Here is a 26,591-nt window from a genome sequence, read left to right on the forward strand (position 1 = left end):
TTGCATTGGTGTGGAGCGGGAGGAGAGGACGATGGCGGAGCGGTACCCCCTGGTCGAGCCGGACGCGCACGGGATGCTCGACGTGGGTGACGGCCAGCTCGTGTACTGGGAGACCTGCGGCAACCCGGACGGCAAGCCAGCCGTCGTGCTGCACGGCGGGCCCGGCTCCGGCTGCGGGCCCGGCTGGCGGACCTTCTTCGACCCGGCCCGCTACCGGATGCTCCTGTTCGACCAGCGGGGCTGCGGCCGTAGCACCCCGCACGCCGCCGACCCGGACGTGGACCTGTCCACCAACACCACCGACCATCTGATCGCCGACGTCGAACTGCTGCGCGAACACCTCGGCGTGGACCGCTGGCTGGTGCTCGGCGCCTCCTGGGGCTCCTCCCTCGGCCTGGCGTACGCGCAGCGACACCCGCAGCGGGTCAGTGAACTGGTGCTGTTCAGCGTCACCGCCGGCACCCGACGGGAGATCGAGTGGATCACGCGGGAGATGGGGCGGGTGTTCCCGGCCGAGTGGGCCCGCTTCCGTGACGGCGTGCCGCCGGCCGACCGCGACGGCGACCTGGCCGACGCGTACGCCCGGCTGCTGGCCGACCCGGACCCGGCGGTGCGCCACCGGGCGGCGCGGGACTGGTGCGACTGGGAGGACACCCACGTCGCCACCGCCCCCGGGCACCGGCCCGACCCCCGCTACGACGACCCGGTGTTCCGGATGGCGATGACCCGGCTGGTCACCCACTACTGGCGGCACGGGTGCTTCCTGCCGGAGGGGCAGCTGCTGCGCGAGGCGGGGCGGCTGGCCGGCATCCCCGGGGTGCTGCTGCACGGCAGGCTCGACATCAGCAGCCCGTCGGACACCGCGTGGCGGCTGGCGCAGGCGTGGCCCGACGCCCGCCTGGAACTGCTGGACGCCGCCGGGCACGGATCCGGCAACGGAATGGCCGAGCGGGTCGTGGCGGCGCTGGACGACTTCGCCGGCCGCCGCTGACGGCCGGCCCCATGGCTGCCAATCTCACGCCACGGCCTCGCGGCCACCGCGTACGACGAACTCGCCCGCGGCCGTGGAGCCGAACCCGGTCCGGCGCAGGGTCAGCGCGACTGCCCCCGCACCCCCGCCGGCCACGGTCGAGTCGGTGATCCGGTAGGACGCCGGGGTCGCGCCGTCGGCGAACAGGCGCTTGCCCTCGCCGACGACGACGGGGAACTGGGGCAACCGGTAGGTGTCGACGAGTCCCGCGTCGTGCAGGGTGCGCGCCAACTGCCAGCTGCCGTGCACCTGGAGCTCGCCGCCCGCCCGCTCCTTGAGCTGGCGCACCTGCGCGACGACGTCGCCGCGCAGCACGGTGGTGTTCGCCCAGGCCGCGTCGGCGTCGGAGAGGGTGTTGCTGGCGACGTACTTCGGCCAGGTGTTGAGGGCGGTGGCCACGAGGTTGTCGGGGTCGGTGACCTGTGACCAGTAGCCGCGCATCATCTCGAAGGTGCGGCGCCCCAGCAGGAAGGCGTCGGCCTGCCGGAACCAGCCGTCGACGGCGTCGAGCTGACCGTCCTCGCTGTGGGGCACGAGCCACCCGCCGCGGGTGAAGCCGTTGCTGGTGTCCTCCTCGGCCCCGCCCGGTCCCTGCATGACGCCGTCGAGGCTGACGAAGGTGTGGACGCTGATCTGCATGGCCGTCTCCCTGTCTACGGCACCGCTGGTGCGGCGCTGGCGAAGACCGGCAGCGCGACGCCGGCCCCGCTCCTTCAACGAGGAACATGCTCCCGCCGATATATTTTCCTGTCAAGACAGACTTTATTGTCGGTGAGGCCCTGTGGAAGGGACCCGACCGTCGGAGAAGGCCGAGAAAGGTGCCGCCGGGCCGGTCGGTCTGGCGCCCGTTCAGCGGCTGGCGAGCGCGGCGCGCACCGGGGCGGTCTTCGCGGCCGCCTCGGCGACCTCGGCGTCGGGGTCACTGCCCCAGGTGATGCCCCCGCCCGCCCACACGTGCACCCGGTCGGCGTCCACGGCCGCGGTGCGGATGGTCAACCCCAGGTCGATGCGCCCAGGAGCGACCCAGCCGAGCGCGCCCATGCCGGCGCCCCGACCGACCGGCTCGAGCGCGGCGATCCGGTCCAGCGCGGCGAGCTTCGGGGCGCCGGTGACCGAGCCGCCGGGGCAGACCGCGCGCAGCAGGTCCGCCAGGCCGAGCCCGTCGGCGACCGCCGCGGACACCGTCGACTCCGCCTGCCACAGGTCGCACCACCGGCGTACGGCGAACAGTTCGTCGACCCGCACGCTGCCGGTGCGGGCGACGCGGGCCAGGTCGTTGCGTTCCAGGTCGACGATCATCACGTGCTCGGCGCGTTCCTTGGCCGAGGCGAGCAGCGCGACGCGGCCGGCGGCGGTGGCCGGGCGGGTGCCCTTGATCGGCCTGGTGATCAACCGTCCGTCGGCCAGCTCCACCAGCGTCTCCGGGCTGGCGCAGCCGATCGCCCAGCCCGCCCCGGTGAGGGTGCCGCCGTAGCGGGCGCCGGGCAGCGCGGCCAGCCGGGCCAGGGCCGGCAGCGGGTCGCCGGTGTAGTGGGCGGCGGCGTGGCCGACGAGGTTGACCTGGTAGACGTCGCCGCGGCTGATCGCCGCGCGGACCGCCGTCACGGCGTCGGCGTGCTGGCGGGGCGTCCAGCTCTCCGCCCAGTCGCCCCGCCACCAGTGCGCCCGGGGTTGGTCGGTCGGCGGCGGGACGGCCGGGCCGTGGCCGTAGACGACCACGGCGACCTCCGGCAGCGCGGGCGCCGGGTTGGCCGCGCCGGCCGGCGCGCCGACCAGGGCCGCGCCGGCGGCGGCGGAGACGTAGAGGGCGGCCCCGCACACCCCGGTCGCATCGTGGCGGGGGGCGGGGCGGGCCAGGTCGTGCAGCGGCAGGCCGTACGCCGCGAGGAACTCCTCGGCGCCCGCCGCCGGGTCCCCGCCGTCGGTGGGCCACCACTGCCACCGGGCCCACTCGACGAGCGTACGGCGGCAGCCGGGCGGCGCTCCCGGCGTATCGACCCCTAGCCCTGGGAGCGCTTCCACGCCATCTGGCCCATTCTCCCTCATCCGTTCAGTGGATTTCCCATAAACCATGCGTATACCTGCTCGATGCCAGCCACTTTCGCTTGGTACTGTGCGTCACTGGGTCATGTGAACCATGACACAGTGCCCCCACAGTCCGGAGAACCCGATGTGCCAGCACCAACCCACCTGCCCCTCCGCCGAAGCGACCGACCGGGACGCCGCCCGAGTCCTCGCCTGCTTCCCTGAGCAGGGCTGGAGCCTGCTCTGCAACGGTGTCATCGTCTTCGAGGACACCGGCGAACTACTCCCCGACGGCAGCAGCATCGCCCCGCACCGCGGCCCGGCCCGACACGCCCTCGTCGCCTAACCTGTCACCCTCCGTAACACGTTTTTGTCTCGTCGATCCAGGCCAGTCCCCGGTCGGGACACCCCCGCCCAGGTCGACGCACCGCCGGGGCGGCACCACGGACCGCCCCGGCGTCACGCGACGTCAGCTCTCGAACGCCTCCGGCGCCGGGCAGGAACACACCAGGTTCCGGTCGCCGTAGGCGCCGTCGATCCGCCGCACCGGCGGCCAGTACTTCCCGGCCCGGTCCACCCCGCCCGGGTACGCGCCCACCGACCGCGGATACGGGTGCGCCCACTCGTCAGCCGACACCATCGCCGCCGTGTGCGGGGCGTTGGCGAGCGGATTGTCGCCCGCCGGCCACTGCCCCGACCCCACCGCGTCGACCTCCGCCCGAATGGCGATCATCGCATCGCAGAACCGGTCCAGCTCGGCCAGGTCCTCGCTCTCGGTGGGCTCCACCATCAGCGTCCCCGCCACCGGGAACGACATCGTCGGCGCGTGGAACCCGTAGTCGATCAGCCGCTTCGCCACGTCGTCCACGCTCACCCCGGTCGCCTTCGTCAACGGACGCAAATCCAGGATGCACTCGTGCGCCACCAGGCCCTTGTTGCCCGCGTACAGCACCGGGAAGTGCCCGCGCAGCCGCGCCGCCACGTAGTTCGCCGCCAGCACCGCCACCCCGGTGGCCCGGACCAGCCCCGCCGCACCCATCATCCGCAGGTACGCCCACGGAATCGGCAGGATCCCCGCCGACCCGTACCGGGCCGCCGAGATCGCCGGCCGACCGTCGACGTGCGCGCCCAGCGGGTCACCCGGCAGGAACGGCGCCAGGTGCGACCGCACCGCCACCGGACCCACCCCCGGCCCGCCGCCGCCGTGCGGAATGCAGAACGTCTTGTGCAGGTTCAGGTGCGACACGTCCGCCCCGAACTTGCCCGGCTTGGCGAACCCGACCAGCGCGTTCAGGTTCGCCCCGTCGACGTACACCTGACCGCCCGCGTCGTGGACCTTCGCGCACAGCGACGCGACGCCCGTCTCGTACACCCCGTGCGTCGACGGATACGTCACCATGATCGCCGCGAGGGCGTCCCGGTGCTTGTCGATCTTCGCGTCGAGGTCCACCAGGTCGACGTTGCCCCCGTCGTCGCAGCCCACCACGACGACCCGCATCCCGGCCATCACCGCGCTCGCCGCGTTGGTGCCGTGCGCCGACGACGGGATCAGGCACACGTCCCGGTGCCCCTCGCCCCGGTCCCGGTGGTAGGCGCGGATCGCCAGCAGGCCCGCCAACTCGCCCTGCGAGCCGGCGTTGGGCTGCACGCTGACCGCGTCGTAGCCGGTCACCTCCGCCAGCCACCCCTCCAACTGGGCGATCATCTGCCGGTAGCCGGTGGTCTGCGCGTCCGGCGCGAACGGGTGCACGTGCGCGAACTCCGGCCAGCTCACCGGCTCCATCTCGGTGGTGGCGTTGAGCTTCATCGTGCACGACCCGAGCGGGATCATGCCCCGGTCCAGGGCGTAGTCGAAGTCCGACAACCGCCGCAGATAGCGCAGCATCGCCGTCTCGGAATGGTGGGTGCGGAACACCGCGTGGGTGAGGAAGTCCGACGTGCGGGTCAGCGCCGCCGGCACCGCGCCCTCCACCGGCGCGTCCCACCACGCCGGCGCAACCTCCACCGGCCGCCCGCCGACGGTGGCCCCGAACGCGTCGAACACCTTCCGCAGGTGGGCGGGAGTGGTCGTCTCGTCGCAGGACACCCCCACATGGTCGGCGTCGACCAGCCGCAGGTTCACGCCCCGGGCGGCGGCGTCGGAGACGACCGTCTCGGCGCCGCCGGGAACCCGCACCAGGACGGTGTCGAAGAACGCGTCGTGCACCACCTCGACGCCGTCCACACCCCGCAGCGTCGCCGCCAACCGCGCCGCCATGTCATGGGTACGCCGGGCGATCTCCCGCAGCCCGTCCGGGCCGTGGTAGACGGCGTACATGCCCGCCATCACGGCGAGCAGCACCTGCGCGGTGCAGATGTTGCTGGTCGCCTTCTCCCGCCGGATGTGCTGCTCACGGGTCTGCAACGCCAGCCGGTACGCCGGATTGCCGGCCGCGTCGCGCGACACCCCGACCAGCCGGCCGGGCAGCATCCGCTCCAGCCCCGCCCGTACCGCCAGGTAGCCGGCGTGCGGCCCACCGAAGCCCATCGGTACGCCGAAGCGCTGGGTGGTGCCGGCGGCGATGTCCGCGCCGATCTCCCCCGGCGGGCGCAGCAGCGTCAGGGCCAGCAGGTCCGCCGCGACGGTGACCAGCGCCCCGACGGCGTGCGCCGCCTCCACCAGGCCTGCCTGCTCACGCACCGCCCCGGACGCCCCCGGGTACTGCAGGTGCAGGCCGAAGAACTCCGCCGGCAACCCGTCGCGCGCGACGTCGACGACCCGCACGTCGATACCGAGCGGCTCCGCCCGGCTGCTGATCACCGCGATGGTCTGCGGCAGGGTGTCGGCGTCGACGACGTACACCGCGCTGCGGCTCTTCGACGCGCGGCGCGCCAGGGTCATCGCCTCGGCCGCGGCGGTGCCCTCGTCGAGCATCGACGCGTTCGCGGTGGCCAGCCCGGTCAGGTCGGTGACCATCGTCTGGAAGTTCAGCAACGCCTCCAGCCGCCCCTGGCTGATCTCCGGCTGGTACGGCGTGTACGCCGTGTACCAGGCCGGGTCCTCCAGCACGTTACGGCGGATCACCGGCGGAGTGTGCGTGCCGTGGTAGCCCAGACCGATCATGGACACCGCGACGGTGTTACGGGCCGCCAGGGCCCGCAGCTCGGCGAGGGCGTCGTGCTCGCTGGCCGGCTCCGGCAGATCCAGGGTGCCGTGCCAGCGGATCACCTCGGGGATCGCCGCGTCCATCAGCTCCTCGATCGAGCCGTAGCCGACAGCCTCCAGCATCCGGCGCTCGTCGTCCGGATCGGGGCCGATGTGGCGGGCGGCGAACTGCTCTGTGGTCATGGGCGGCGCTCCCGGGGGGCGAGGTCGACAGGTCGGCCTCCCCCTCTGTCGCGCCCGCGAGGCGCTCCACAGTGCCTGCCCACGAGGTCCTTTTGCCTGAGAGGTTCCGGGGAGGATTTGCCCCTTCGGCGCCGCCCGAGATGCTGCTGGGCGGTCTCTCCCACGTGGGTACTACCGGCATGGTCAACGCTACCAGCGCCGGCCTGCCCACCGAAGGTCCTACCCCCGCCCGCCGCACGCACCGACCGCCGCACCCGCCACCCGGTCGGCCAGCGCCGGCAGCAGCCGGCCCAGCGGCGCGTCGACCGTCAACACCGCACACCCGTCCCCCCGGGTCGGCCCCTGGTTGACGATCACCACCGGAATGCCCAGCTTCGCCGCACGCAGCACGAACCGTCGACCCGACAGCACCGTCAACGACGACCCCAGCACCAGCAGCAGCCGCGCCCGCGCCACCAGGCCGAAACAGCGGGCCACCCGCTGCGCCGGCACCGTCTCGCCGAAGAACACCACGTCCGGCTTCAGCATGCCGCCCCGGCAGAACGTGCAGTCGACCGTACGGAACCGGGCCACCTCGTCGTCGGCGAGATCCACGTCACCGTCCGGGTTGACCGCCGCGACCCGCGCGTCGAAGGTCGGGTTCGCCTCCCGCAGCCGCCGGTCCAACTCCTCCCGTGACGTCTGGTTACCGCAGCCCAGGCACACCACCTCGTCGAGACGCCCGTGCAACTCCACCACCCCGGTGCTGCCCGCGACGGTGTGCAGCCCGTCCACGTTCTGCGTGATGATCCCGTCGACCAGCCCACCCTGTTGCAGCCGCGCCACCGCCCGGTGCCCCTCGTTCGGGGCCGCCCGCGCGATCACCCGCCACCCCAGGTGGCTGCGCGCCCAGTAGCGCCGCCGCGCCTGCGCGTCGCGCGTGAACACCTGGTACGTCATGGGGGTGTGCCGCCGCGCCACGCCACTGGGCCCCCGGTAGTCCGGGATGCCCGACTCGGTGGACAGGCCCGCCCCGCTCAACACCACGACACCACCGCCGGCCACCAGGCCGGCCAACGCGTCGACCGTCTCCGTCACCCGTCCATGCTGCCTCAGGCATCCACCCGACGGCGAACACCGACCGGCCGGCGTCCCGAAGCCCTCCCCCAGACCTCGAACACGTCGGCGTCGACGAACTCGCCGACCACCTGCACGGCGCCGACGCGGTCCTCTTCGCCGCCGGGCGCCGCCCGCAAGGAACACCGTCGACCGGGCCGCCGCCGACCGGCGCTGACCCCCGACCCCGCTACTCGCCGAGCACGGCGCGCAACTGCGCACCTACCGCCCCGGCCGCCGCCGCGTCGGCCCGCAACTGCTCGGACTGCTCCGACAGGTACGCCTGCCACCGGCTCAGGTGCTGTTGGGCCGCCGCCACCGCCGCCACCAACGCCGCGTGCCGCTCCTCCAACTCCCGCACCTGCCGCGGCAACTCCCCGCCCCGCACCCCCTGCGGGCCGGCGACCTGCGCCGACGCCCGCGCCTCGGCGAGGATCTCGTCGGCCTGCCGCCGCGCCTCAGCGATGATCTCCGCGCCCTCCGCGCTGGCCTCACTGATCGTCCGGTTCGCCTCGTCCTGCGCCCGCACCGCCAACTCGATCATCATCGGGTCCGGGCCCTGCGGGGCGGTGCTGGGCAACGCGCCATGACGCAACATCTCCACCTGCCGCGCCAGGCCCTCGTTCTCCCGCCGCAGCCGGTCCACCTCACCGTCCAGCAACACCGCCCGCTCATCAGCCGACCGGGCCAGGCCGGCGACCTCGTCGGCGGCCAACCACCAGCCGCCCCGGAACCGGCGCGCCTCCAACGCGCCCACCGCCCGGCTCAGCCCACCGTGCGGATCGGCGACCCGGTCGCCGTGATCGATGCTCATCGGGCACCCGTCCAACTGAAGTCGTCCGGCACGGCGACAGCCCCGCCGGCCAGAGGAGGATAGAGGGAATGGTCGTAACTCTCCACCAGGATCCGCTCCGGCGGCACCCCCGACGCGGTCAGCGTGGCAACCGTCGCCCTGCTCATCTCCGCGCTGCCACACACCAGCACGTCGGTGTCGCGCCACGGCCCCAACCGCACCGCCGTGTCACCGGCCGTGCCGACCGCCCCCTGCCACTGCCAGCCCGACTCCACCGTCGGCACGTACCGCAGCCACCCGCCGCCCCCACCGGACTGCCACGACCGCCCCGGCGGGGTCGACGCCAGCTCCCGCAACGACTGATCGTCGTACAGGTCGTCCGGGGTCCTCTCCCCCACCACCAGCGTCGTCGCCCGACCCGGCCCCTGCCGCAACGCCTCCACCACCGCCCGCAGCGGCGCCAGCCCCGTGCCCCCCGCCACCAGCAGCAACGGCACATCCGGCGACCGGTCGTACGACGACAACGCCGTGCCCACCGGCAAGCCCAACAGCACCCGGTCACCCTCACGCAGCTTCCGGACCAGGTGGGTGGAGAACCGGCCCGTCGCCCGCACATGGAACTCGATCGTCCCGTCCGGGCGCGGCGCGTTCGCCGGCGACAGATACCGCCACGTCCGCAACTGCGGCACCTGCACCGGCAGCGACTGCCCCGGCAGGTAATCGCACAGATAGTTCGGACGGACCGTGAACACACACACGTCGGCCCGCCTCCGCCACACCGCCAGGACCTCCGCCTCCCAGTACGGCGGCGACGTCCGCTCCGCCTCCGCCGCACCGGTCAGCATCATCCGCGTCACCAACTCGTACGCCGCGGCCCACTCGTCGCGCAGCCCCGGAGTCCACCGTGGACCCAGGAACCGCTCCAACGTCGCCAGCAACGCCTGCCCCACCCACACGTAGTGGCACTGCGCCAACGGCACCGGCCGGCCCTGCGCGTCCTCACCCTGGAACCGCCGATGATCGGCACCCAACCGCTGCGCGAACGCCGTCACCACCCGCTCGTCGTCGACGTGGGTGACGATGTGCCCCAACGCCGCCAGCAGCTTGTCCTGCTGGTACTGCATGTTCGCCGGGAACATCGCCCGCGTCTCGGGCGCGATCAGGAACAACGTCGCATAGAAATACTTCGCCGCCGCCGGCCCGGCCACGGAGAACTGGGCCCAACTCTGGCGCAACGCCACGACGTCCATGCCTCAGCCCTCCCCCCGACGGGCCACGTCGTGCCGCTCCCGCAGCGTCATCGGAGCCACGTCCGCCGCACCGTACACACGATCGGTCTGCCACAGGTTCGGATTCGGCACCCGGGTGTCGTAGTAGCGGTGGTGCACCGCGTGCAACGCCGCCCACCCCACACTGCCGTTGAGCCACGACCAGTCGCCGTACACCGGCCGGTCCGCCCGCTCCTCCTGCCCGCAGAACCTCAGGAACAACTCCGACTCCGTGTGCGGATCCGACACCCGCACCCCCGCCGACCGGAACGAGTGCAACACCGCCTGGTTGATGACCAGAACCGCGTGCTCCCGCCACAGGGTGTCCTCCCGCGAGGTGTCCAACCCCAACCCCCGCGCCACCGGCAACAACTGGTCGTACCGGGCCCCGTCACCCATGTTCCGGGTGCCGATCTCGTCACCCAGGTAGTGCCCGTTGAACGGGGCACAGCTGTAGTCGACCCCACCCACCCGCAACCGCATGTTGCTGATCACCGGCAGGGCGTGCCAACGCAACCTCAACTCCTCGAACCACGGATACGCCGGATGCGTCAGCGCCACCTCCCGTACGAGATCCCGGGGCGCCTCCACCAACGTCGGATCCTCGTACGCCGTCTCCAGCACCCACGGCAGCAGATCGAACCGGCCCGGCACCGCCGGCGGATGCCACCCCAGACGCCGCGCCGCATCCGTCATCGCCACCTGCGCCGGATCACCCCACACCGACCCGTCGCCCATCCGATAGCCGCAGTACCGGATCAACTGGTCGTTCCAGATCCGCGCCCGCGGACCCACCCCCGGCCGGTCCGGCGCGAACACCGTCATCACCGACCGGACCTGCCCACCGTTGTCGGCCAACGCCAGATGCCGCGCCAACTCCTGCGCCATCCCCGCCACCGTCGTCACGTCACGCCGGTCCCGAACCTTCAACCCGGCCCACCGCACCCGCCCCACACAACGCGCCGACTGCCGCCAGGCCACCTTCGCCCCGTAGGCCAACTCCTCGCCGGTGTGCCGGTACGTGCCGGTCACCGCGATCTCCTCCCGCACCCGCGCCACCCGCGCGGCCACGCCCGGCAGCCGCCGCTCCTCGTGGAACAGGTGCAGGAACTCCACCGCCTCCGCCGCCACGTCCCCGACAGGCGGGGCCTGCGGGCCAGGCGGGTGCGTCACGGGGCACCCCGACCCGCTTGCGTGCGCGGCACGCGCTCCGGCGTCCGCCGCCAACGCGCCGACATCCAGGTCCGTCTGCACTTCGGTTCAAATCCGATCGTCGGGGACAGGCGTCGTCGCCGTTTCCTGCGTCGTCCCGCACACCGGCCCCGCAGCCGCAAATACAACGCGGACAGCGAAATCCGTGCGGAACACCGCAGAACGACCCACACAGGATTGCCATGATCGACAGAAGTGTCAACAAGCCGATAGGCAGGGAGGTGCCACACCGCACACCCGGCCGACACGCCGGACCAGGCCGTCACCCACCGCCGAGCAGGGCAAATCCACACCGGACACCCGCCGACGACACCCGCCGGCACTCAAACCAACTCGACCCGGGAAAGGCCCGGAAAACCCCGACCGACAGGCGGGTCAGCCCGCCCGACGCCGCGCCCGACGCGCCGCCAACTCGTCACCCACCGGATCCGCCGCCACCGGCGGCTCCGCCGACGTCGCCGGCTCCGACGGCAGGTGCGACAGGGAACCCTGAATCTCCTTGAAAGCCCCACCGATCGCGATACCGAACACACCCTGGCCACCCTGCAACAGGTCGACCACCTCCTCCGGCGACCGGCACTCATACACGGTCGTGCCGTCGGAGATCAACGTGATGCCCGCCAGGTCCTCCACCCCACGGGAGCGCAGCGCCTCGATCGCCTTGCGGATGTTCTGCAACGACACCCCGGCGTCCAGCAGCCGCTTCACCACCTTCAGGACCACCAGGTCCCGGAACGAATACAACCGCTGCGTGCCCGAACCCGAAGCATCCCGCACACTCGGCACCACCAGCCCGGTACGCGCCCAGTAATCCAACTGGCGGTAGCTGATCCCCACCGCGTGGCAGGCCGTCACACCCCGGTACCCGACAGCACCGTCACCCTCAGTCGCCCAACCCGGCGGCACCACACCCGGCTCGTCCAGCTTCGTACCTGGATCGGGATCTCGCTGCTCGTGCATCCGGACAACCTCCCCGCCAGTGCGGTGACACGTCGCTTCCGGGACGTGCACCCCTCGACACGGCAACCCTATAGCCGCCTTCAGGAATCGCCCCGCAGGAACCGTCGCGACACGCCGCAGCACGACAGACGAAGATCATCAACAACACCAGGACATCACCGAACGTGACATCCCGACAAAGGCCGAAATCAGCCGGCGAAGTCCTCCGGACGCACCTGATCCAGGAACTCGCGGAACTTCTCCACCTCGTCCTCCTGCTCGTCCGGGATCACGATCCCCGCCTCACTGAGGACCTCCTCAGCGCAACGAATCGGCGCACCGACCCGCAACGCCAACGCGATGGAATCACTCGGCCGGGCCGACACCCGCACCCCGTCACCGAGCAACAGATCGGCGTAGAAGACGTTCTCCTTCAACTCGACGATCTCCACCGCCTGCAACGGCGCCTTCAACGCCGCCAACACGTCCCGCAGAAGATCATGGGTCAGCGGCCGGGCCGGCTTGACCCCCTGCTGCTCGTAAGCGATCGCCGTCGCCTCGACCGCACCGATCCAGATCGGCAGATAGCGGTCCCCCTCGACCTCCCTGAGCAGGACGATCGGCTGGTTGCTGGGCAGCTCCACCCGAACTCCGACCACGCTCAGCTCGCGCACCGCCGCCTCCGTGTCGTTGTCACCTACGCCGCACCGCGCCCTTCCCTGCACGGTACACGGACCGCGACACGGCCGTCCCATGCGCTACCCGCACACGCCCGCGCCAGAAAGGGGTTACCCCGGCAAGCCTACGACACGCTTCCCGGGGAAGATCTTTCCGCACGGCCCCCGCCGGATCACCGACCCAACGTCGACCGCAACCCCACCCGCACCAACGCGGCATGCAACTGCTGCGACAGCGCCACCAACTCCCGCGCCGTCTCCGCCGCCCGCGCCCGCGCCGCCGGATCACTCTGCCGCGCCAACGGCGCCACCAACTGCGCGAACAGACCGACCTCCCGATCAGCCGCCGTCCGGAACGCCCGCAGATGCCGCGGCTCCAACCCGTACGCCGCCAGACCCGCCACCGCCCGCGCAATGATCAACGCATCGTCGTCGTACCAACCCGGCGGATCCGACACCACCACACCGAGCCGCTCCAACTCGCCCAGCGTCGACTCGTCGATCCCACTGCGCGCCACCAGATCGAGCCGACCGAGCCGCACCTGCGGCGACCCGGCCGGCTCCTCCGACACCCGCCCCGGAACCTCACCGTCCGGACCCACCGCCACCAACGTCGGCCGCTGCCGACCCGGCGACTCCCCGGACGCGTCCCACTGCGCCAACTGATCGCGAATCACCCGCAAAGGCAGATAGTGGTCCCGCTGCGCGGTCAACACGAACCGCAACCGCGCCACATCGTCCCAGCTGTACTTCCGGTAACCCGCCGCCGACCGCTGCGGCTCCACCAGACCCTCGGCCTCGAGAAACCGCAACTTCGAAATGGTCACGTCCGGGAAATCAGCCCGCAGCTGACCCAGCACCTCGCCGATACTCATCAACGGTCCGGTGCGGGCCGCCTCGGGCGGCGTGGAGGCCGCAGGCTCGTTCACCCCCGGCCGGCCCCCTCCTCCGGGCGCGGACCGGCGATGAACACCACCCGGAACTTGCCGATCTGCACCTCGTCACCATTGCTCAACGTGGCCGCCTCGACCCGCTCCCGGTTCACGTACGTGCCGTTCAGGCTCCCCACGTCCCGCACCGTGAACGTCCCACCGTCACGGTGGAACTCGGCGTGCCGCCGCGACACCGTCACGTCGTCGAGGAAGATGTCACTGTCCGGGTGACGACCACTCGTCGTCACATCGTGATCCAACAGGAACCGGGCACCCGCGTTCGGACCCCGGCGAACCACCAGCAGCGCCATACCCGGCGGCAACGAACCGGACATCCGGCTCGGCACCACATCGGTGTCCGGCCCCTCCAGCACTTCGTCGAGCGAACCGAGATTGAGCGTCGAAGTGACGTCGAGTGGGGGGAACTCGTCGTCTGGGCGCGTCATGGGACCACCTCACGGATCTGTTCGGTCGGCGTCGGGGTAATGGCGGGTCTGGCCGCCGGGCACTCCAACACCCGGCGGCTGGCTCCCCGTGCCCGGAAAGGCAATTCCGCAACGCTCAACTATTGGGTTCTCGGTCGACTGGGCGAGCCTAGCCAGCGCCGAAATGCAGGGCAACCGGACGCGCGGAACACCCGCCGCGCCCGGAGCGGACACACTCAGCTCTCAGTGAGCTCACGATAGGCGTCCGCGGACAGCAGGCCGTCGACCGCCGCCGGATCGTCCAGGCGGATCTCCACCAACCAACCCGCACCGTACGGATCAGTGTTGATCACCTCAGGGGTGTCACCGAGCGCCTCGTTGCGCGCCGTCACCGTACCGCTGAGCGGGGCGTAGATCTCCGACACGCTCTTGGTCGACTCGATCTCACCCAACGACTCACCGGCCGCCACCACCGCACCGGAATCGGGCAGCTGGACGTACACGATGTCACCCAGGGCGTCCTGCGCGAAGTGCGTGATGCCGACCCGGACAGTGCCACCGCCGTCACCCGCCACCCACTCGTGCTCGGCGGTATACCGCAGATCCTCAGGAATCACCAGACGCGTCCTTCATCCATCGGCGCACCGGAAACCCGGTGCGAGCCGCGCCGGTCAGGAGACCGGACGGGCGTGTTCCAGCTTGATCGGCGCGTGCAGCGCCGAAACCTCGGCAGCCTCACGATCCTCAACGATCAACTTACCGCCGTCACCCGTCACCGACGCCACCACCCCGCCGGGAATGTTCAAGGCCGTACGCATCGTCGCCGGATCACCGATCACCGTGATCGTGAACGGACCTGTCAACCGACGCCCGTCTACCACCAACGACCCGTTCTCCCCGTCCAGGAAGAACGTCGACGCGATGATCCGCACCGTCGCCCGGTCACCACCGGAGATCTGCATCGCCTCCGCGCCCGCACCCCGCAACTCCTGCACCGCGTCCAGCACCCGCGACGCCGAGATCGGCTTGTCGCCCGCCTCGAACCGCACCGACAGCCCCGGCCCCGTCGCCGGCAACGTCCCCGCCAGGATGCCCAACTCGTCGGCCCGCCGCGTCGCCTCCTCCAACGCCGCCTGCCGCCCCTGCTGCCCCGAACGCAACTGCCGCTGGCTCTCCTCCAGCGTCGCGATGTCCTGCCGCAGCCGGACCTCCCGCGAGTTCAGGTCGTACAGGATCCGGACCAGGTCCTCCTGCCGCGTCGCCCCCACCGTCGGATCCGTCGACGTCGACTTGAACTGCACCACCAGGGTGAACCCCAGCAACGCCAGCAGCACCGCGATCATCACCCCGGCCGAACTCAGCCCCCGCAACCGCGTCCCACCGCCCCCGACCGCCGTCGACGAGGCGGACCCGTCGGCAGCACGGCTCAGATCCACCGTCGCGCCGTCGTCCGGCTCCGCAGACGGCGCGGAACGCTCCGGCGCCAACGGGCTCAACTCGTCCGGATCCGGCGAGTCCGGCCGCGGATCGGGCTCGCCCGCCGGACCCGACGGCCGGCCCGGAACAGCCGGCTGCGGCCAACCCGTGCCCGTCTCGGTGTGCTCGTCGCTGCTCATCGCCACCAACCTACGCCCGGAACAGGTGCCGACGGATCGCCGCCACGTTTCCGAAGATCCGCACCCCGAGCACGACCACCACACCGGTCGAGAGCTGACCGCCCACACCAAGCTGGTCACCCAGGTACACGATCAACCCCGCCACCAGCACGTTCGAGATGAACGACACCACGAACTGCTTGTCGTCGAAGATCCGGTCGAGCTTCGCCCGCACCCCGCCGAACACCGCGTCCAACGCGGCCACCACCGCGATCGGCAGGTACGGCTGCAACGCCGTGGGAACCGTGGGGTCGAGCCACACCCCGAGTACCACACCGGCGAGCAACGCCAGCACCGCGATCATCGACCACCTCCGGAGGGGCTGGGAGACGTCCTCGAACCGGGCGGCCCAGGACTGGCGGAACGGTCAGCCCCCGACGGCGACGGCGTCGGACTCACCGAGGGCTGCGCGTAGCGTAGCCGCGGGTCCGGAGCCGCCGGCAACGTGAGGTCCTCGGCCTTGCGCACCCCGAACGACAGCCCGGTGTCCTCAGCCACCTTCCGCATCGTCAACGCGCTGCGGCTGTCCTCGTACCGGTCCCGCATCGACCCCGGGCCGATCGCCGACACCTCGTACGGCCCGCTCACCGGCCGGAAATCCACCAGGATCGCCTGCCCCGCCGAACGGATCGTCGACATCGCCGTCAACCGCTGACCGTTGATCGCGATCGCCTCCGCCCCCGCCGCCCACAGGTCGTTGGCCACACCCTGCAGATCGCTGTAGATCACCCGGGACGGACCCACGTCCGCGCCGGTCACCGCATCCGGGTTCTGCGGCGCGTCCGCCAGGCGCACCACCACACCGTCACCGCGCACCGGCCCCAGCCCGGTGCCCGCCTCCAGGGTGCGCAACCGCGCCGCCTCCGAACCCCCCAGCGCCGCCTCCCGCTGCCGCGCCACCTCCGCCCGCAGCTCGTCGGCCCGCACCGACAACCGGTCGGTCTCGGTCTCCCGCTGCTTGATCTGCTCCACCAGGCCGGAGCGGGCCTGACTGCGCCCCGGCTCGGCCTCCAGCGTCTGCCGGTACGCCACCGCGAACAGGAACCCCAACGCCACCGCCACGACCAGGCTCACGGAGCGCACCGACCAGTGCCGCCACCCCGCAGGCGGAGTCTGCCGCTCCCGGCGTCGGGCCGCCGCGTCGGCGTACCCCGGATCCAACGGGTTGCGGAACAGCTCGGTGAGGAAGTCCGGGGCGTACACCCGGTCGCCGCGTCCCCGGCCGTCGCCCGCCGGGCCCGTCATGCCGACGCTCCCCCGGCCCGCACCGCCCTGACCAGGCGGCCGGCCTGCACGACGTAGAGCGCGCCGGCCACCCAGTAGAGCACCAGGCCCCACCAGGCCAGGCCCCAGCCGATCGCACCGGCCACGGTCTCGGCGCCCGGCACCGCGGCGGCGAGCAGCAGGACCGGGAAGGCTGCCAGCAACAGGAAGGTCGCGGTCTTGCCGACGTAGTGCACCGGCGGCGGCCCGTACCCGTGCCGGCGCAGCACCGCCAGCGAACCGAGCAGAAGCAGCTCCCGGGCCAGCAGCGCCGCGGTGAACTGCCAGGGCACCACGTCCCGGGCGGTGAACCCGAGCAGGGTGGCGAGGATGTAGAGCCGGTCGGCGAGCGGGTCGAGCAGCTCCCCCAGCCGGCTGACCTGACGCATCCGGCGCGCGACCCAGCCGTCCACCCAGTCCGTGGTGCCGCCGATGGCCAGCACCACGAGCGCGGCCACGTCGGCGCGCGCGACGAGCAGCAGGTAGAGGAACAGCGGCACGCCGAGCAGCCGGACGAAGCTGATGAGATTCGGCAGCGTGAGGATCCGGTCACCCACGGCCGACCCGCTCGGGCCGGCGGTGACCCCGGGGTGATCTTCCCGAGCCGGCGGACGCGACACCGAACCTCCTCCGCGGCACGCTCCGCCGCCCCGGCCGAGGACGGGCGGCGCGGAGAACGTGGGCGCTGTCGGGCCGGCTGACGCCGGCACCCCTGCGGTCCCGGACGGGACCCTCGCCTGACACGGCCCGCGATCGTGACGATCACGGGCCGGCTGATTGCGCTGCCACTATATCGGGCCGTCCGGCTCGCCCCCGGGCTCAGGCGGCCGCCGTGGCGTCGACGACGGCTTGGCCGTGTGGGGTGGGTCACCACCCGTAGAGCGTCCTAGGATACTAGCGATGCGGCGACGGCCGGGACCGATGACGGGAATGCCCCGTCAGGCCGTGCGGACCGAGGAGTCGGCTGCGGCCGCCCGCTCGAAGGCCAGCAGCGCCACCAGCAACTCGTGCTGCGTCCGGCCCGGCATCCGGTCCAGCACGGCCTGCACCGCCCGGTGCCGGCGCTCCTGCAACTCGCGCAGCAACGACTCGGCGGCGGCCGTCGGCACCAACCGCACCTCCCGCCGGTCACGGGGGTCCGGCACCCGGCGCAGCAGCCCGGTCGCCTCCAACCGGTCGCAGAGCCGGCTCGCCGAGGACGGTACGACGTCCAGCAGCTCGGCCAGGCCGTTGACGTTGGTCTCCGGCCGTCCGGTGATCAGCGACAGCACGCGCAGCTGGGTCGGCGAGACGGCCATCTGGTGCCGGGACACCGCCGAGTCGAGCACACCGACGAGCGACTCGGCGGCGGCGTCGATCGCCGCGGCGAGATTCGGAGGTCGCTCCACCCGGTGTCCCCTGCGATCGTCCCGCTCTTGTCCTGCCGTCGCGGCGACGGCTCTCACCCGTCGTCCCGCCCGGCGGAACCACGCCAGTCCAGGCAGACGACGACCGCGTCGTCGCGCAGATCGGCATCCGCGTGCCAGGCGTGCAGTTCGCGCATCACCGTACCAACTGCCTCCGCCGGCGGTTGCAGCCGCGTGGACCGCATCGCCCGCGCCATCGCCCGTTCGCCGTACGCCCCGCGGTCACCGGGGTCGGCGGCCCACACCCCGTCGCTGACCACGAAGAGGCGGTCCCCCGGCTCCAGGTCGAACTCCTGGACGTCGTAACGGGCGTCCGCGAACATGCCCAGCGGCAGTTGCTGTTCGAGCTTGATGGGTGTCACCGTGCCGCCGCGCAGCCGCAGCAGGTGCGGGGAGCCGGCGTCGACCGCCCGCACCCGGCCGGTGGTGGTGTCCAGTTCGAGCAGCAGCGTGGCCACGTACCGGCGACCGCGATGCTGGTAGTAGACCGTGTCGGAGGCCAGTTCGGCCTGCTCGACGAGGCTGCCGCCGGAACGCCGGGCGTTGCGCAGCGCGTTCACGGTGACGGCGGTCAGCAGCGCCGCCGCCAGCCCGTCGCCGGCGCCGTTGAGCACCGTCACGGCGAGCCGGTCGTCGTCCACGGACCAGTCGAAGTGGTCCCCGCCCACCGTGTACGCCGGTTCCAGCTGGCCGGCGAGCTCGAACGACGCGTGGCTGACGCCGCGTCCCGGCAACAGCTCCCACTGCATCTCCGCGGCCATGCTGAGCCGCTCCCGCCGGCGCAGCCGGCGATACCGGTCGGTCTCCCGGTCCGCCGCGCGCAGCACGACGGCCAGTTCGCCGGCGATGTCCGTGGCCCGCTCGACGATGCCCGGGGCGGGCGGGCCGGGCAGCTCGACGAGGAGCACGCCCAACCGCTCCCCCCACACCGACAGCGGCAGGTAGAGCCGGCACCGGCCCGCGTCGGCGCTGTCGGTCACCGGCTGCTGGCTGCTGAAGCAGCGCTGCGCCAGGTGGTGGTGGGCGAGGAAGGCGCCGTCGGCGAGGGCCGCGTCCAGTACCGGCCAGAGTCCGCTGATCCGGTAGTCGGCGATGAACACGTCCGTCCGCGAGGCGCCCAGAACGGACCGGATGGCCCGGTCTGCCGCCTCCACCACCTGGTCGGGCGGGGCCGCACGAAGCACACGCGAGACCTGGCCCGGTGCTTCCAACATGATCATCCTCCGGAAGCTTGCTGTAGGGCAAGCATCATACGGAGCCCCCTCCCCCGTCTCCCGGGCGGGCGGGCATACCGCCAGGGGGTGTCACGCCACGTCACAGGGTCGGGCCGGCGCGGAATGCACGGGCGCGCGGCGCCCACCCTGCCCGCTCGCCCGGGGCAGGGCGCGAAGCGTCGGCGGAGGGATCCGGCCGGCAGCACCCGGAAGGCACGGAAGCCCGCGCTGTGGTGGGCGACCGCTCAGGCCGCCGAGCGGACGGCGATCCCGCCGTGGAAGGCGTCCGGCACCTGCGCCGGCGGGCCGTCCGGACGCCACCGGGTGATCGCGACGATGCCGTCGTCGGTGGGCGTCCAGCGGCCCAGCAGCGGCCCGAAGGCGGCCGGCGGGCGCATCCGGAACGCCGGACCCATCATCGCGAGGGCCTCGGGGAAAGCGGCCAGCTCCTCGGTGTCGAAGTCGACCGCGAGCAGGCTGCCCGGCGCGGTCGCCTCGTAGAGCTCGTCGAGGGTACGGGTCAGCGTCTCGTCGTCCAGGAACGCGGCCAGCCCCAGGAAGACCACGCCGACCTGTCTCCTGCCCCACCCCGGCACGAACCGGTGCAGTTGGGCGCGGTCGATCGTGCCGATGTCGGTGGCGTCGCCGTAGCCGTAGCCGGCCCGGTCGCTGCCGGCCAGCAGGCGCTGACCGAGACGGATCGTCACCGGGTCGACGTCGGTGTAGAGCACGGTGGCCTCCGGGGCGACCTCGTGCACGTTGCCCATGGTGGGCACCCCGGCGCCGAAGACGAGGAAGCTCTCGACCCCCTGCGCGGTCATCGCCCGGACGGCCCGGCCGAGAAAGGCGCGCAGCTCGCGGAAGACCGGCGCGCACGGCCCGTACGCCTGCTCGAAGGCGCGGGCGGCCGCCACGTCGACCGGAAAGTGGTGCTCCCCGCCGAGCCAGAAATCGATCATTCGCGCGGTGCTCGGCTGGTCCGGCTCAACCATCGACGACGCTCCCTCCCCGGTGGCCGTGGACAGCGTACCCACCGGTTGGCCTGCGCGGTATCGGCCCGCCGACAGGCGGCCGGCCGCGATACTGGCCGGGAACCGGCGGGAGGTGGGCGGTGAACTCGGCGAACGGCGCGGCGGTGGTCGTCGGCGTTGACGGCTCGGAGTCGGCGCTGCGCGCCGTGCGGTTCGCCGCCGTCGAGGCGGCCCGGCAACACCGTCCGCTGCGGATCGTGCACGGTTTCATCTGGCCCCTGCTACGCGTGCCGGTGGGCGCGCCCGCCGACGGCCCGCCCGGCGCCGGCCTGCGGCCCCAGGCGGAACAGGTCGTCACCGCCGCGACGGACGAGGCCGAGGCGACGGTGCCCGGGCTGCGCATCTCCGGCGAGATCATCGACGGCGAGGCCGCCGCCGTGCTGCTCGGCGAGTCGCCGGCCGCCGCGATCATCGTGCTGGGGGACCGGGGGCTCGGCGGCTTCTCCGCCCTGGTGGTCGGCTCCGTCGCGGTGCAGGTCGCCGCGTACGCCGAATGTCCGGTGCTGGTCGTCCGCGGCACCGACCGCCCCGACGGGCCGGTGGTCGTCGGGGTGGACGGCTCCGAGACGGGCCGGCTCGCCGCCGAGTTCGCCATCGAGGAGGCGTCGGTGCGCGGCGCGCCGCTGGTCGCGCTGCACGCCTACCGGAATCCGACCTCCACCGGCCCCGGCGACATGCGCCCCCTGGTGTACGACGATTCCGAGCTGCGCTCCGAGGAGGAGCGGGTGGTCGCCGAGGCGATGGCCGGGCTGACCGAGCGGTGGCCGGACGTACCGGTCAGCCGGGAGACCAGCCGGGGCCGCCCCACCACCGTGCTCGCCGAGGCGTCCCGGCGGGCCCAACTGCTGGTGGTCGGCCGGGAGGGGCGCGGCGAGTTGACCGGGCTGCTGCTGGGTTCGGTGAGCCAGTCGATGCTGCACCACGCCGACTGCCCCGTCGCGGTGATCCGCGCGCCACGCTGAACCGGTCGCGGGGTTGGCCCCGGCGCGGGCGGGTAGACCGACCGCGGTACGCCAACGGCGACGACGACCGAGGAGGCAGTGATGCCAGGACCACGGCCGGGCAGCAACGCGTACGACAAGCAGCGGGCGCGCATCCGGGACGCGATCGACGATTCGGGACGGCGGGTGCCGGACGACAAGGCCAACGACGTGGCCAACCGGATCCTGCAGTCCGATCGAGGGCAGCGGGGCGTCGTCCGCGGTGAACGCGTCTACGGCCCCAAGGGTGAGCGCGAACCGGGCGACCCGAAGTGAGGGCCACGGGCCTGGCCGACGGGGCGATCGCCGGCGCGGTCGGCAGCGCCGCCCTGAACATGGTCAGCTACCTGGACATGGTGGTGCGCGCGCGGCCGGCGAGCAGCACCCCCGAGAAGACCGCGGGGCGGCTGGCCGGGGTGGCGCACGTCGACCTGGGGCCCGGGGACCGGGCGGCTAACCGCCGCTCGGGCCTCGGGCCCCTGCTCGGCTACGGAATCGGCGTCACGGCGGGAATCGCGTACGCCCTGCTCACCCGGGGCCGCCGGATGCCGCTGCCGTTGGCCGCCGGGGTGCTCGGGGGCGGTGTGATGACGATGTCCGACGGGTCGATGACCCTGCTCTCGGTGACCGATCCGCGCACCTGGCGCCGGTCGGACTGGCTTGCCGACATCGTGCCGCATCTCGCGTACGGCGTGGCGGCCGCAGCCACCTGGAACCGGCTGCGGCCGCCCGCCTCGGGTCGGGGCGGCTAGCGGCGGACGCTCTCGTCCCGCGCCACGGGCTCGGTGGCCGGGCCGTACGGGGACACCTGTCCCCGAGGCACCGGCCGCCCCTCGTCGCCCCGCGACGAGCCGCGGCTGCGCGGGCGCCCACCGGGGTTCGGGCCCTTGCTGTCCTGGCTGGTGGCGCCCTTGTCGTTGCGGCGCAACTCCTCCTGCTGCGGGTTCACCACGGGTCTCTCCTTCCGGGGTTCGACCGTGTCCGGCGTCGGTTACCCGCCCGCCCCGACGGCATACCCGGTGAGCCGGACGGCCGCAGGGGTGAGCGCCCGCGGGACGGGTACACCGCGAGGATGGGCGACGACCGGAAGGTGGCACGGGTCCTGCTGGACCGGCAGGGCCGCACGTACGCCGAGGAGGCGGGAATCACGCTCGCCGACCGGCCCGCCCCGCTCTACCAGCTGCTGGTGCTCGCCACGCTGCTGAGCACCCGGATCCGGGCCCGGGTGGCCGTGGCCGCCGCCCGGGAACTGTTCGGCGCCGGTTACCGGACCCCGCAGGCGATGGAGGCGGCGAGCTGGCAGGACCGGGTCGACGCGCTGGGCCGGGGCCACTACCGCCGCTACGACGAACGGACCTCGACGATGCTCGGCACCGGCGCCCGGCTGTGCCTGGACCGCTGGCGGGGTGACCTGCGCCGGCTGCACCGCGACGCCGGCGACGAACCGGCCGCGCTGCGCCGGCTGCTGACGGAGTTCCCCGGCATCGGCCCCACCGGCGCCGACATCTTCCTGCGCGAGGCCCAGGTGGTCTGGACGGGCCTGCGCCCGTACGCCGACCGGCGGGCTCTGGCCGGGGCGAAACGTCTCGGCCTGCCCGGCTCGGCGGAGCGGCTGGCCGGGCTGGTCGGCCCGACCGACTTCGGCCGGCTCGCCTCGGCACTGGTCCGGGTGGCCCTCGGCGAGGAGTCGGCCGGTGAGGTGACCCGCGCCGCCGCCGGGTGAGCCGGCCTACTTGACGGTCTTGTCGCCCGGCTTGGTCAGGTGCCACACCAGCAGTGCCGCCAGCAGCGCGAGCACGACGAGGCCGCCGGACAGGCCACGGCCGTCCTCCTCGCTGCGGCCGGTGGTGCCGAAGTAGATCACCGCGAGCCCGGCCAGCACGGTGACGAACGTCCGCATACCTCGGTCCTTCACATAAGCGACGGTACGACCCGCAACGCTCCGGTCGCAGCCGTTCCGTCCGTTTTCACCCGGATGGGGGCGGGGTCAGGGGCCGGTGGAGAAGCCGCGCAGCCGGACCCTCCGGACGACCCGGCCGGACACCTCCACCGCCTCTACGGTCAGCCCCGGCAGGTGCACGGTCTCCCCCGGGCCGGTCGGCAGGTGCCCCAGCCCGGCCAGCAGCAGACCGGCCACCGTCGTGTACTCCCGCGACGGCCGGAAGTGCAGGCGCACGCCGACGTCCGCCAGGTCGTGCAGCGGGAAGTCGCCGGGCAGCAGCAGCGAGCCGTCCGGTTCCCGGGTCACGCCGGTCACGTCCCGGTCGGTCTCGTCGTACAGCTCCCCGACGACCTCCGCCAGCAGGTCCTCCATGGTGACGATGCCGTCGACCCCGCCGTGCTCGTCGACGACCAGGGCCAACTGCTGGTGGCACTGGCGCAGCTGGCGCAGCGCGTCGGCGACCGGCAGGGTCTCGGGCAGCAGCAGCGGGGGGCGGGTCCGGTCCCCGACCGTCGCCGTACCCGCCTCGACCAGCTCACGGATGTGCACCACGCCGCGCACCTCGTCGAGCCCGCCCGGCCCGACGACCGGGGCGCGGGAGCGTCCGGCGGCGGCGAGCCGGCGCAGCCCGTCGGCGGCGGGCAGGGTCGCGGGAAGCACCGTCACGTCCAGTCGGGGCACCAGGATCTCCCGCAGCGTCCGGCCGGCGATGTCGAACGCGCCGGTGAGGATCTCCCGCTGCTGCGCGGACAGGCCCCGCTGGCTGACCAGCATCTCCCGCAGCTCGTCCTCGGTCATCTCCGTACGGCTGGCCCGCGGGTCCCCACCGGCGAGGCGCACCACCACGTCGGTGGTCCTGCTGAGCAGCCACACCGCCGGCCGGGACAGCCGGGCCAGCAGGTCCAACGGGCCGGCGCTCACCAGCCCCCAACGCTGCGCGCGCTGCATCGCGAGCCGCTTCGGGGCCAGCTCACCGACGACCAGGGTGACGAACGTCAACAGCACGGTGACCAGGACGATCGCGACGCCGCGTGCGGCCCCGCCGAGAAACCCCAGCGGCCCGACCAGCGGCTCGGCCAACGAGACCGCGGCGGCGGCGGAGGCGAGGAACCCGGCGAGGGTGATGCCGAGCTGGATGGTGGCCAGGTACCGGTTGGGGTCGCGGACCAGTCGGGCCAGCCGCTCCCCCGAACGGCTGGCCCGGCTCAACTGCCGCACCTGCCCCTCGCGCAGCGTCACCAGGGCCATCTCGCTGCCGGACAGGGCCGCGTTGATCAGGACCAGCACCGCCACCAGCGCGAGCTGACCGAACTGCGCCCCCATGTCAGTCGACCTCCAGGTCGTCGAGGGAGATCTTGTGCGTCATCAGCCACCGGGCCAGCGCCGACATCCCGAACAGCCACAGCGGCGCGGACTCGGTGGTGCCGTTGGTGGCGAAGATCGCGAAACGCAGGTCCGGCGCCCGGTACGCCTCGATCCGCCACTTGTGCTGCCTGTCCCGCCAGACCGCGGAAGGGTCCATGGCGCCACGCTAGGCGACCGCCGGCCCCGCCGGGGCGGCTTCAGCTCCGGGCCGGGACCGGGCCGCCGTGTTCGTCCGCCGGCCGCGAGGCAACCGTCCCGCCGACCACGACCCGGACGTCGTCGGGCAGCCGCCGGGTGACACCCCGGCGGTCCAGCAGCTCCAGCAGCGGCACCGCGACCCGGCGGGTGGTGTCCAACGCCCGCCGGGCGGCGCTGAGCGTGAACGGCTGAGGCAGCCCGGCCAGCACCCGCACGGCGGCGTCGGCCGCGCCGGGCAGCAGCACCACGTTCTCGGCGAGGCGCAGCAGCGCCCCCACGCGCACGGCCGCGCCGATCTCCCGGGGGCCCAGCCCCAGGTCGGCGAGGCGCTCGGCCTCGGGGGCCCGGAACGGGCGGTCGGCGTACTCGGCCCGGACCCGGGCCACGGCACGGGCCACCGGTTCCGGCAACGCGTCGGCCGCCGACGCGGTGACCCGGCCGGCGTGCAGCCGCAGCGGCGGCCGGACCAGCGCCTCGACCAGCGCCCGCTCGGGCAGGTCGAGGCGCTGCCGCAGCAGCTCGACGGGCGCGCCGGGTTCGAGGGGGTGCTCCCGGGCGTGCCGGGTGACCGCCTCGACCAGCCGGGCGCCGAGGCCCCGCCAGTGCTCCGGGTCGGCCAACCAGTCGCCGGCCACCGGCCGCCCGGTGACCTCGACGCCGGTACGGACCAGGTCGGCGGCCCGAGCCAGCCCCCGCCGGCGCAGCTCGCCGGCCAGGTCGGGGCGACCGTCCACCGTCGCCAGCACGGCGGCGCGGGCCGCCGCCGCACCCCGGCGGGTCAGCGGCGGCGGCGCGACGTCCAGCACCGTCACTCCGCCGACGACGTGGTGCCGGCCCGGGTCGCGCAGCAGTGCCCGGTCCCCGACCAGCAGCGGCAGCGGCCGGGCCAGCCGCAGCCGGGCGGTGTCCGGGCCCAGCGGCCGGAGGCGGGCCGGCACCGCCGCCGAACCGATGTGCAGGGTCAGGGTGGCCGGCAGCTGCGCCGTCGGATCGCCGGCCAGCCGGACGTCGAGCAGGTCCGTGCGGTGGAACCGGCCGGGGGTGAGCAGCGCGTCGCCGCGCCCGACCCGGTCCCGGGGCGTGCCGCGCAGGTTCACCGCCACCCGGGCCGCCGCGGCGACCTCGGAGCGGGCCACGCCGAGGCGGTGCAGGCCACGCACCCGCACCGGCCCCGCGACGCCGGCGAACTCCAGATCGTCGCCCACCCGCAGCCGACCGGCACCGAGGGTGCCGGTGACCACGGTCCCGGCGCCCCGGACAGTGAAGGCGCGGTCCACCCAGAGCCGCACCGGGGCGTCGACCTGAGGGGCGGGCAGCCGGGCGGCGAGCCGGTCCAGGGCCGCGCGCAGCTGCGGCAGGCCGGCGCCGGTGACCGCGCTGACCGCCACCGCGTCGACCGCGCCGAGGGAGGTGGCGGCCAGCTCCGCCCGGGCCCGGGCCGTCGCCGGCCCCGGGTCCGCCAGGTCCGCGCGGGTCACCACCAGCAGGCCGTACGACACCCCGAGCGCGTCCAGTGCCGCCAGGTGCTCGGCCGACTGCGGCATCCAGCCCTCGTCGGCGGCCACGACGACCAACGCGGCAGGCACCGGGCCCACGCCGGCGAGCATGTTCGGCACGAACCGCTCGTGGCCGGGCACGTCGACGAACGCGACCGTCGCGCCGGAGGGCAGCGTCGCCCAGGCGAAGCCGAGGTCGATGGTCATGCCCCGGCGGCGTTCCTCGGCCCACCGGTCGGGTTCCATCCCGGTCAACGCCCGCACCAGGGTCGACTTGCCGTGGTCGACGTGCCCGGCGGTGGCCACCACGAACACGC

Annotated in this window: 30 protein-coding genes and 1 riboswitch; of the genes, 6 read left to right on the plus strand and 24 right to left on the minus strand. The window is 73.3% G+C overall.

The features are described from left to right. The first annotated feature begins 31 nt into the window (after positions 1 to 31). Positions 32 to 991, plus strand: coding sequence for a prolyl aminopeptidase (pip, locus tag AB0D32_RS21180; protein ID WP_357092597.1), 960 nt, complete (start codon positions 32 to 34; stop codon positions 989 to 991). A 24-nt stretch (positions 992 to 1,015) separates the two neighbouring features. Here the strand turns inward: pip and AB0D32_RS21185 are convergent, their stop codons facing one another. Both AB0D32_RS21185 and AB0D32_RS21190 read right to left on the minus strand, forming a co-directional pair. Continuing rightward, positions 1,016 to 1,669 (minus strand): dihydrofolate reductase family protein, encoded by a 654-nt coding sequence (locus AB0D32_RS21185; protein WP_357092600.1) that lies wholly within the window; start codon positions 1,667 to 1,669, stop codon positions 1,016 to 1,018. Between the two features lie 210 nt (positions 1,670 to 1,879). After that, entirely contained in the window at positions 1,880 to 3,103 is a 1,224-nt protein-coding gene (locus tag AB0D32_RS21190; RefSeq protein WP_357092603.1) for a chorismate-binding protein, read from the minus strand. 97 nt (positions 3,104 to 3,200) lie between these two features. On the opposite strand from AB0D32_RS21190, the gene AB0D32_RS21195 reads away from it, so the two are divergent. Then, positions 3,201 to 3,401: a DUF5999 family protein gene (locus tag AB0D32_RS21195; protein WP_151456036.1), complete on the plus strand. Its 201-nt coding sequence runs from the start codon at positions 3,201 to 3,203 to the stop codon at positions 3,399 to 3,401. 123 nt (positions 3,402 to 3,524) lie between these two features. On the opposite strand, the gene gcvP is transcribed toward AB0D32_RS21195, so the two are convergent. The 17 genes from gcvP to AB0D32_RS21280 all read right to left on the minus strand — a co-directional run bounded on the left by gcvP (position 3,525) and on the right by AB0D32_RS21280 (position 20,254). Continuing rightward, positions 3,525 to 6,383, minus strand: a complete 2,859-nt coding sequence (gcvP, locus tag AB0D32_RS21200; protein WP_357092607.1) for an aminomethyl-transferring glycine dehydrogenase — start codon at positions 6,381 to 6,383, stop codon at positions 3,525 to 3,527. 74 nt (positions 6,384 to 6,457) lie between these two features. Further along, positions 6,458 to 6,556: riboswitch (glycine riboswitch) on the minus strand. Between the two features lie 46 nt (positions 6,557 to 6,602). Next, a complete protein-coding gene (locus AB0D32_RS21205; RefSeq protein ID WP_357092609.1) occupies positions 6,603 to 7,460 on the minus strand; it encodes an NAD-dependent protein deacetylase in 858 nt (285 codons plus the stop codon). Between the two features lie 208 nt (positions 7,461 to 7,668). Then, complete coding sequence (locus AB0D32_RS21210; protein WP_357092611.1) at positions 7,669 to 8,292, minus strand: hypothetical protein; 624 nt, start codon at positions 8,290 to 8,292, stop codon at positions 7,669 to 7,671. Further along, on the minus strand, positions 8,289 to 9,521 hold the full coding sequence (locus AB0D32_RS21215; protein WP_357092614.1) for a globin domain-containing protein: 1,233 nt from the start codon (positions 9,519 to 9,521) through the stop codon (positions 8,289 to 8,291). Before AB0D32_RS21215 ends, AB0D32_RS21210 begins: the two co-directional genes overlap by 4 nt. A gap of 3 nt (positions 9,522 to 9,524) precedes the next feature. Beyond that, on the minus strand, positions 9,525 to 10,712 hold the full coding sequence (locus AB0D32_RS21220) for a nitric oxide synthase oxygenase (protein WP_357092617.1): 1,188 nt from the start codon (positions 10,710 to 10,712) through the stop codon (positions 9,525 to 9,527). Between the two features lie 414 nt (positions 10,713 to 11,126). Beyond that, on the minus strand, positions 11,127 to 11,711 hold the full coding sequence (locus AB0D32_RS21225) for a MerR family transcriptional regulator (protein ID WP_357092620.1): 585 nt from the start codon (positions 11,709 to 11,711) through the stop codon (positions 11,127 to 11,129). Positions 11,712 to 11,899: 188 nt separating this feature from the next. Beyond that, the gene (locus AB0D32_RS21230; protein ID WP_357092623.1) at positions 11,900 to 12,364 is read right to left on the minus strand and encodes a bifunctional nuclease family protein; all 465 of its coding nucleotides are present in this window, start codon (positions 12,362 to 12,364) and stop codon (positions 11,900 to 11,902) included. Between the two features lie 176 nt (positions 12,365 to 12,540). Continuing rightward, the gene (locus AB0D32_RS21235; protein WP_357092698.1) at positions 12,541 to 13,242 is read right to left on the minus strand and encodes a MerR family transcriptional regulator; all 702 of its coding nucleotides are present in this window, start codon (positions 13,240 to 13,242) and stop codon (positions 12,541 to 12,543) included. Positions 13,243 to 13,292: 50 nt separating this feature from the next. Beyond that, a complete protein-coding gene (locus AB0D32_RS21240; protein ID WP_089000305.1) occupies positions 13,293 to 13,745 on the minus strand; it encodes an FHA domain-containing protein in 453 nt (150 codons plus the stop codon). Positions 13,746 to 13,960: 215 nt separating this feature from the next. Further along, entirely contained in the window at positions 13,961 to 14,341 is a 381-nt protein-coding gene (gcvH, locus tag AB0D32_RS21245) for a glycine cleavage system protein GcvH (protein WP_357092626.1), read from the minus strand. Between the two features lie 54 nt (positions 14,342 to 14,395). Beyond that, the gene (locus tag AB0D32_RS21250; protein WP_357092629.1) at positions 14,396 to 15,340 is read right to left on the minus strand and encodes a DUF881 domain-containing protein; all 945 of its coding nucleotides are present in this window, start codon (positions 15,338 to 15,340) and stop codon (positions 14,396 to 14,398) included. Between the two features lie 10 nt (positions 15,341 to 15,350). Further along, a complete protein-coding gene (locus AB0D32_RS21255) occupies positions 15,351 to 15,683 on the minus strand; it encodes a small basic family protein (RefSeq protein WP_089000302.1) in 333 nt (110 codons plus the stop codon). Then, on the minus strand, positions 15,680 to 16,624 hold the full coding sequence (locus tag AB0D32_RS21260) for a DUF881 domain-containing protein (RefSeq protein WP_357092633.1): 945 nt from the start codon (positions 16,622 to 16,624) through the stop codon (positions 15,680 to 15,682). The genes AB0D32_RS21255 and AB0D32_RS21260 overlap by 4 nt, the downstream gene beginning before the upstream one ends. Beyond that, positions 16,621 to 17,199: a CDP-alcohol phosphatidyltransferase family protein gene (locus AB0D32_RS21265; RefSeq protein WP_357092701.1), complete on the minus strand. Its 579-nt coding sequence runs from the start codon at positions 17,197 to 17,199 to the stop codon at positions 16,621 to 16,623. Before AB0D32_RS21265 ends, AB0D32_RS21260 begins: the two co-directional genes overlap by 4 nt. 381 nt (positions 17,200 to 17,580) lie before the next feature. Next, a complete protein-coding gene (locus AB0D32_RS21270; RefSeq protein WP_357092636.1) occupies positions 17,581 to 18,030 on the minus strand; it encodes a MarR family transcriptional regulator in 450 nt (149 codons plus the stop codon). 53 nt (positions 18,031 to 18,083) lie between these two features. Further along, on the minus strand, positions 18,084 to 19,262 hold the full coding sequence (locus AB0D32_RS21275) for a PP2C family protein-serine/threonine phosphatase (protein ID WP_357092640.1): 1,179 nt from the start codon (positions 19,260 to 19,262) through the stop codon (positions 18,084 to 18,086). A 245-nt stretch (positions 19,263 to 19,507) separates the two neighbouring features. Further along, on the minus strand, positions 19,508 to 20,254 hold the full coding sequence (locus tag AB0D32_RS21280; RefSeq protein ID WP_357092643.1) for an SAM-dependent methyltransferase: 747 nt from the start codon (positions 20,252 to 20,254) through the stop codon (positions 19,508 to 19,510). 119 nt (positions 20,255 to 20,373) lie between these two features. On the opposite strand from AB0D32_RS21280, the gene AB0D32_RS21285 reads away from it, so the two are divergent. The 3 genes from AB0D32_RS21285 to AB0D32_RS21295 all read left to right on the plus strand — a co-directional run bounded on the left by AB0D32_RS21285 (position 20,374) and on the right by AB0D32_RS21295 (position 22,025). Continuing rightward, a complete protein-coding gene (locus AB0D32_RS21285) occupies positions 20,374 to 21,255 on the plus strand; it encodes a universal stress protein (RefSeq protein ID WP_357092646.1) in 882 nt (293 codons plus the stop codon). Between the two features lie 81 nt (positions 21,256 to 21,336). Further along, the gene (locus AB0D32_RS21290; protein ID WP_091106963.1) at positions 21,337 to 21,549 is read left to right on the plus strand and encodes a phosphatidylethanolamine-binding protein; all 213 of its coding nucleotides are present in this window, start codon (positions 21,337 to 21,339) and stop codon (positions 21,547 to 21,549) included. Continuing rightward, on the plus strand, positions 21,546 to 22,025 hold the full coding sequence (locus tag AB0D32_RS21295) for a hypothetical protein (RefSeq protein ID WP_357092650.1): 480 nt from the start codon (positions 21,546 to 21,548) through the stop codon (positions 22,023 to 22,025). Before AB0D32_RS21290 ends, AB0D32_RS21295 begins: the two co-directional genes overlap by 4 nt. On the opposite strand, the gene AB0D32_RS21300 is transcribed toward AB0D32_RS21295, so the two are convergent. Beyond that, positions 22,022 to 22,225 (minus strand): hypothetical protein, encoded by a 204-nt coding sequence (locus AB0D32_RS21300; RefSeq protein ID WP_357092652.1) that lies wholly within the window; start codon positions 22,223 to 22,225, stop codon positions 22,022 to 22,024. The two genes, AB0D32_RS21295 and AB0D32_RS21300, sit on opposite strands and share 4 nt — an antisense overlap. A 120-nt stretch (positions 22,226 to 22,345) precedes the next feature. Here AB0D32_RS21300 and AB0D32_RS21305 point away from each other — a divergent pair, with 120 nt between their 5' ends. Beyond that, positions 22,346 to 22,996, plus strand: coding sequence for a hypothetical protein (locus tag AB0D32_RS21305; protein WP_357092655.1), 651 nt, complete (start codon positions 22,346 to 22,348; stop codon positions 22,994 to 22,996). Between the two features lie 6 nt (positions 22,997 to 23,002). Here the strand turns inward: AB0D32_RS21305 and AB0D32_RS21310 are convergent, their stop codons facing one another. The 4 genes from AB0D32_RS21310 to selB all read right to left on the minus strand — a co-directional run bounded on the left by AB0D32_RS21310 (position 23,003) and on the right by selB (position 26,589). Then, the gene (locus AB0D32_RS21310) at positions 23,003 to 23,173 is read right to left on the minus strand and encodes a hypothetical protein (RefSeq protein ID WP_357092658.1); all 171 of its coding nucleotides are present in this window, start codon (positions 23,171 to 23,173) and stop codon (positions 23,003 to 23,005) included. 87 nt (positions 23,174 to 23,260) lie between these two features. Next, positions 23,261 to 24,538: a hemolysin family protein gene (locus AB0D32_RS21315; protein ID WP_357092661.1), complete on the minus strand. Its 1,278-nt coding sequence runs from the start codon at positions 24,536 to 24,538 to the stop codon at positions 23,261 to 23,263. A 1-nt stretch (position 24,539) separates the two neighbouring features. Continuing rightward, the gene (locus tag AB0D32_RS21320) at positions 24,540 to 24,737 is read right to left on the minus strand and encodes a hypothetical protein (protein ID WP_089000292.1); all 198 of its coding nucleotides are present in this window, start codon (positions 24,735 to 24,737) and stop codon (positions 24,540 to 24,542) included. 40 nt (positions 24,738 to 24,777) lie between these two features. Then, positions 24,778 to 26,589 carry a selenocysteine-specific translation elongation factor gene (gene selB / locus AB0D32_RS21325; protein ID WP_357092666.1) on the minus strand — a complete coding sequence of 604 codons (1,812 nt, stop codon included), beginning with the start codon at positions 26,587 to 26,589 and terminating at the stop codon, positions 24,778 to 24,780. Positions 26,590 to 26,591 lie beyond the last annotated feature (2 nt).

The organism is Micromonospora sp. NPDC048170 (assembly GCF_040652795.1).
Taxonomy (GTDB): domain Bacteria; phylum Actinomycetota; class Actinomycetes; order Mycobacteriales; family Micromonosporaceae; genus Micromonospora.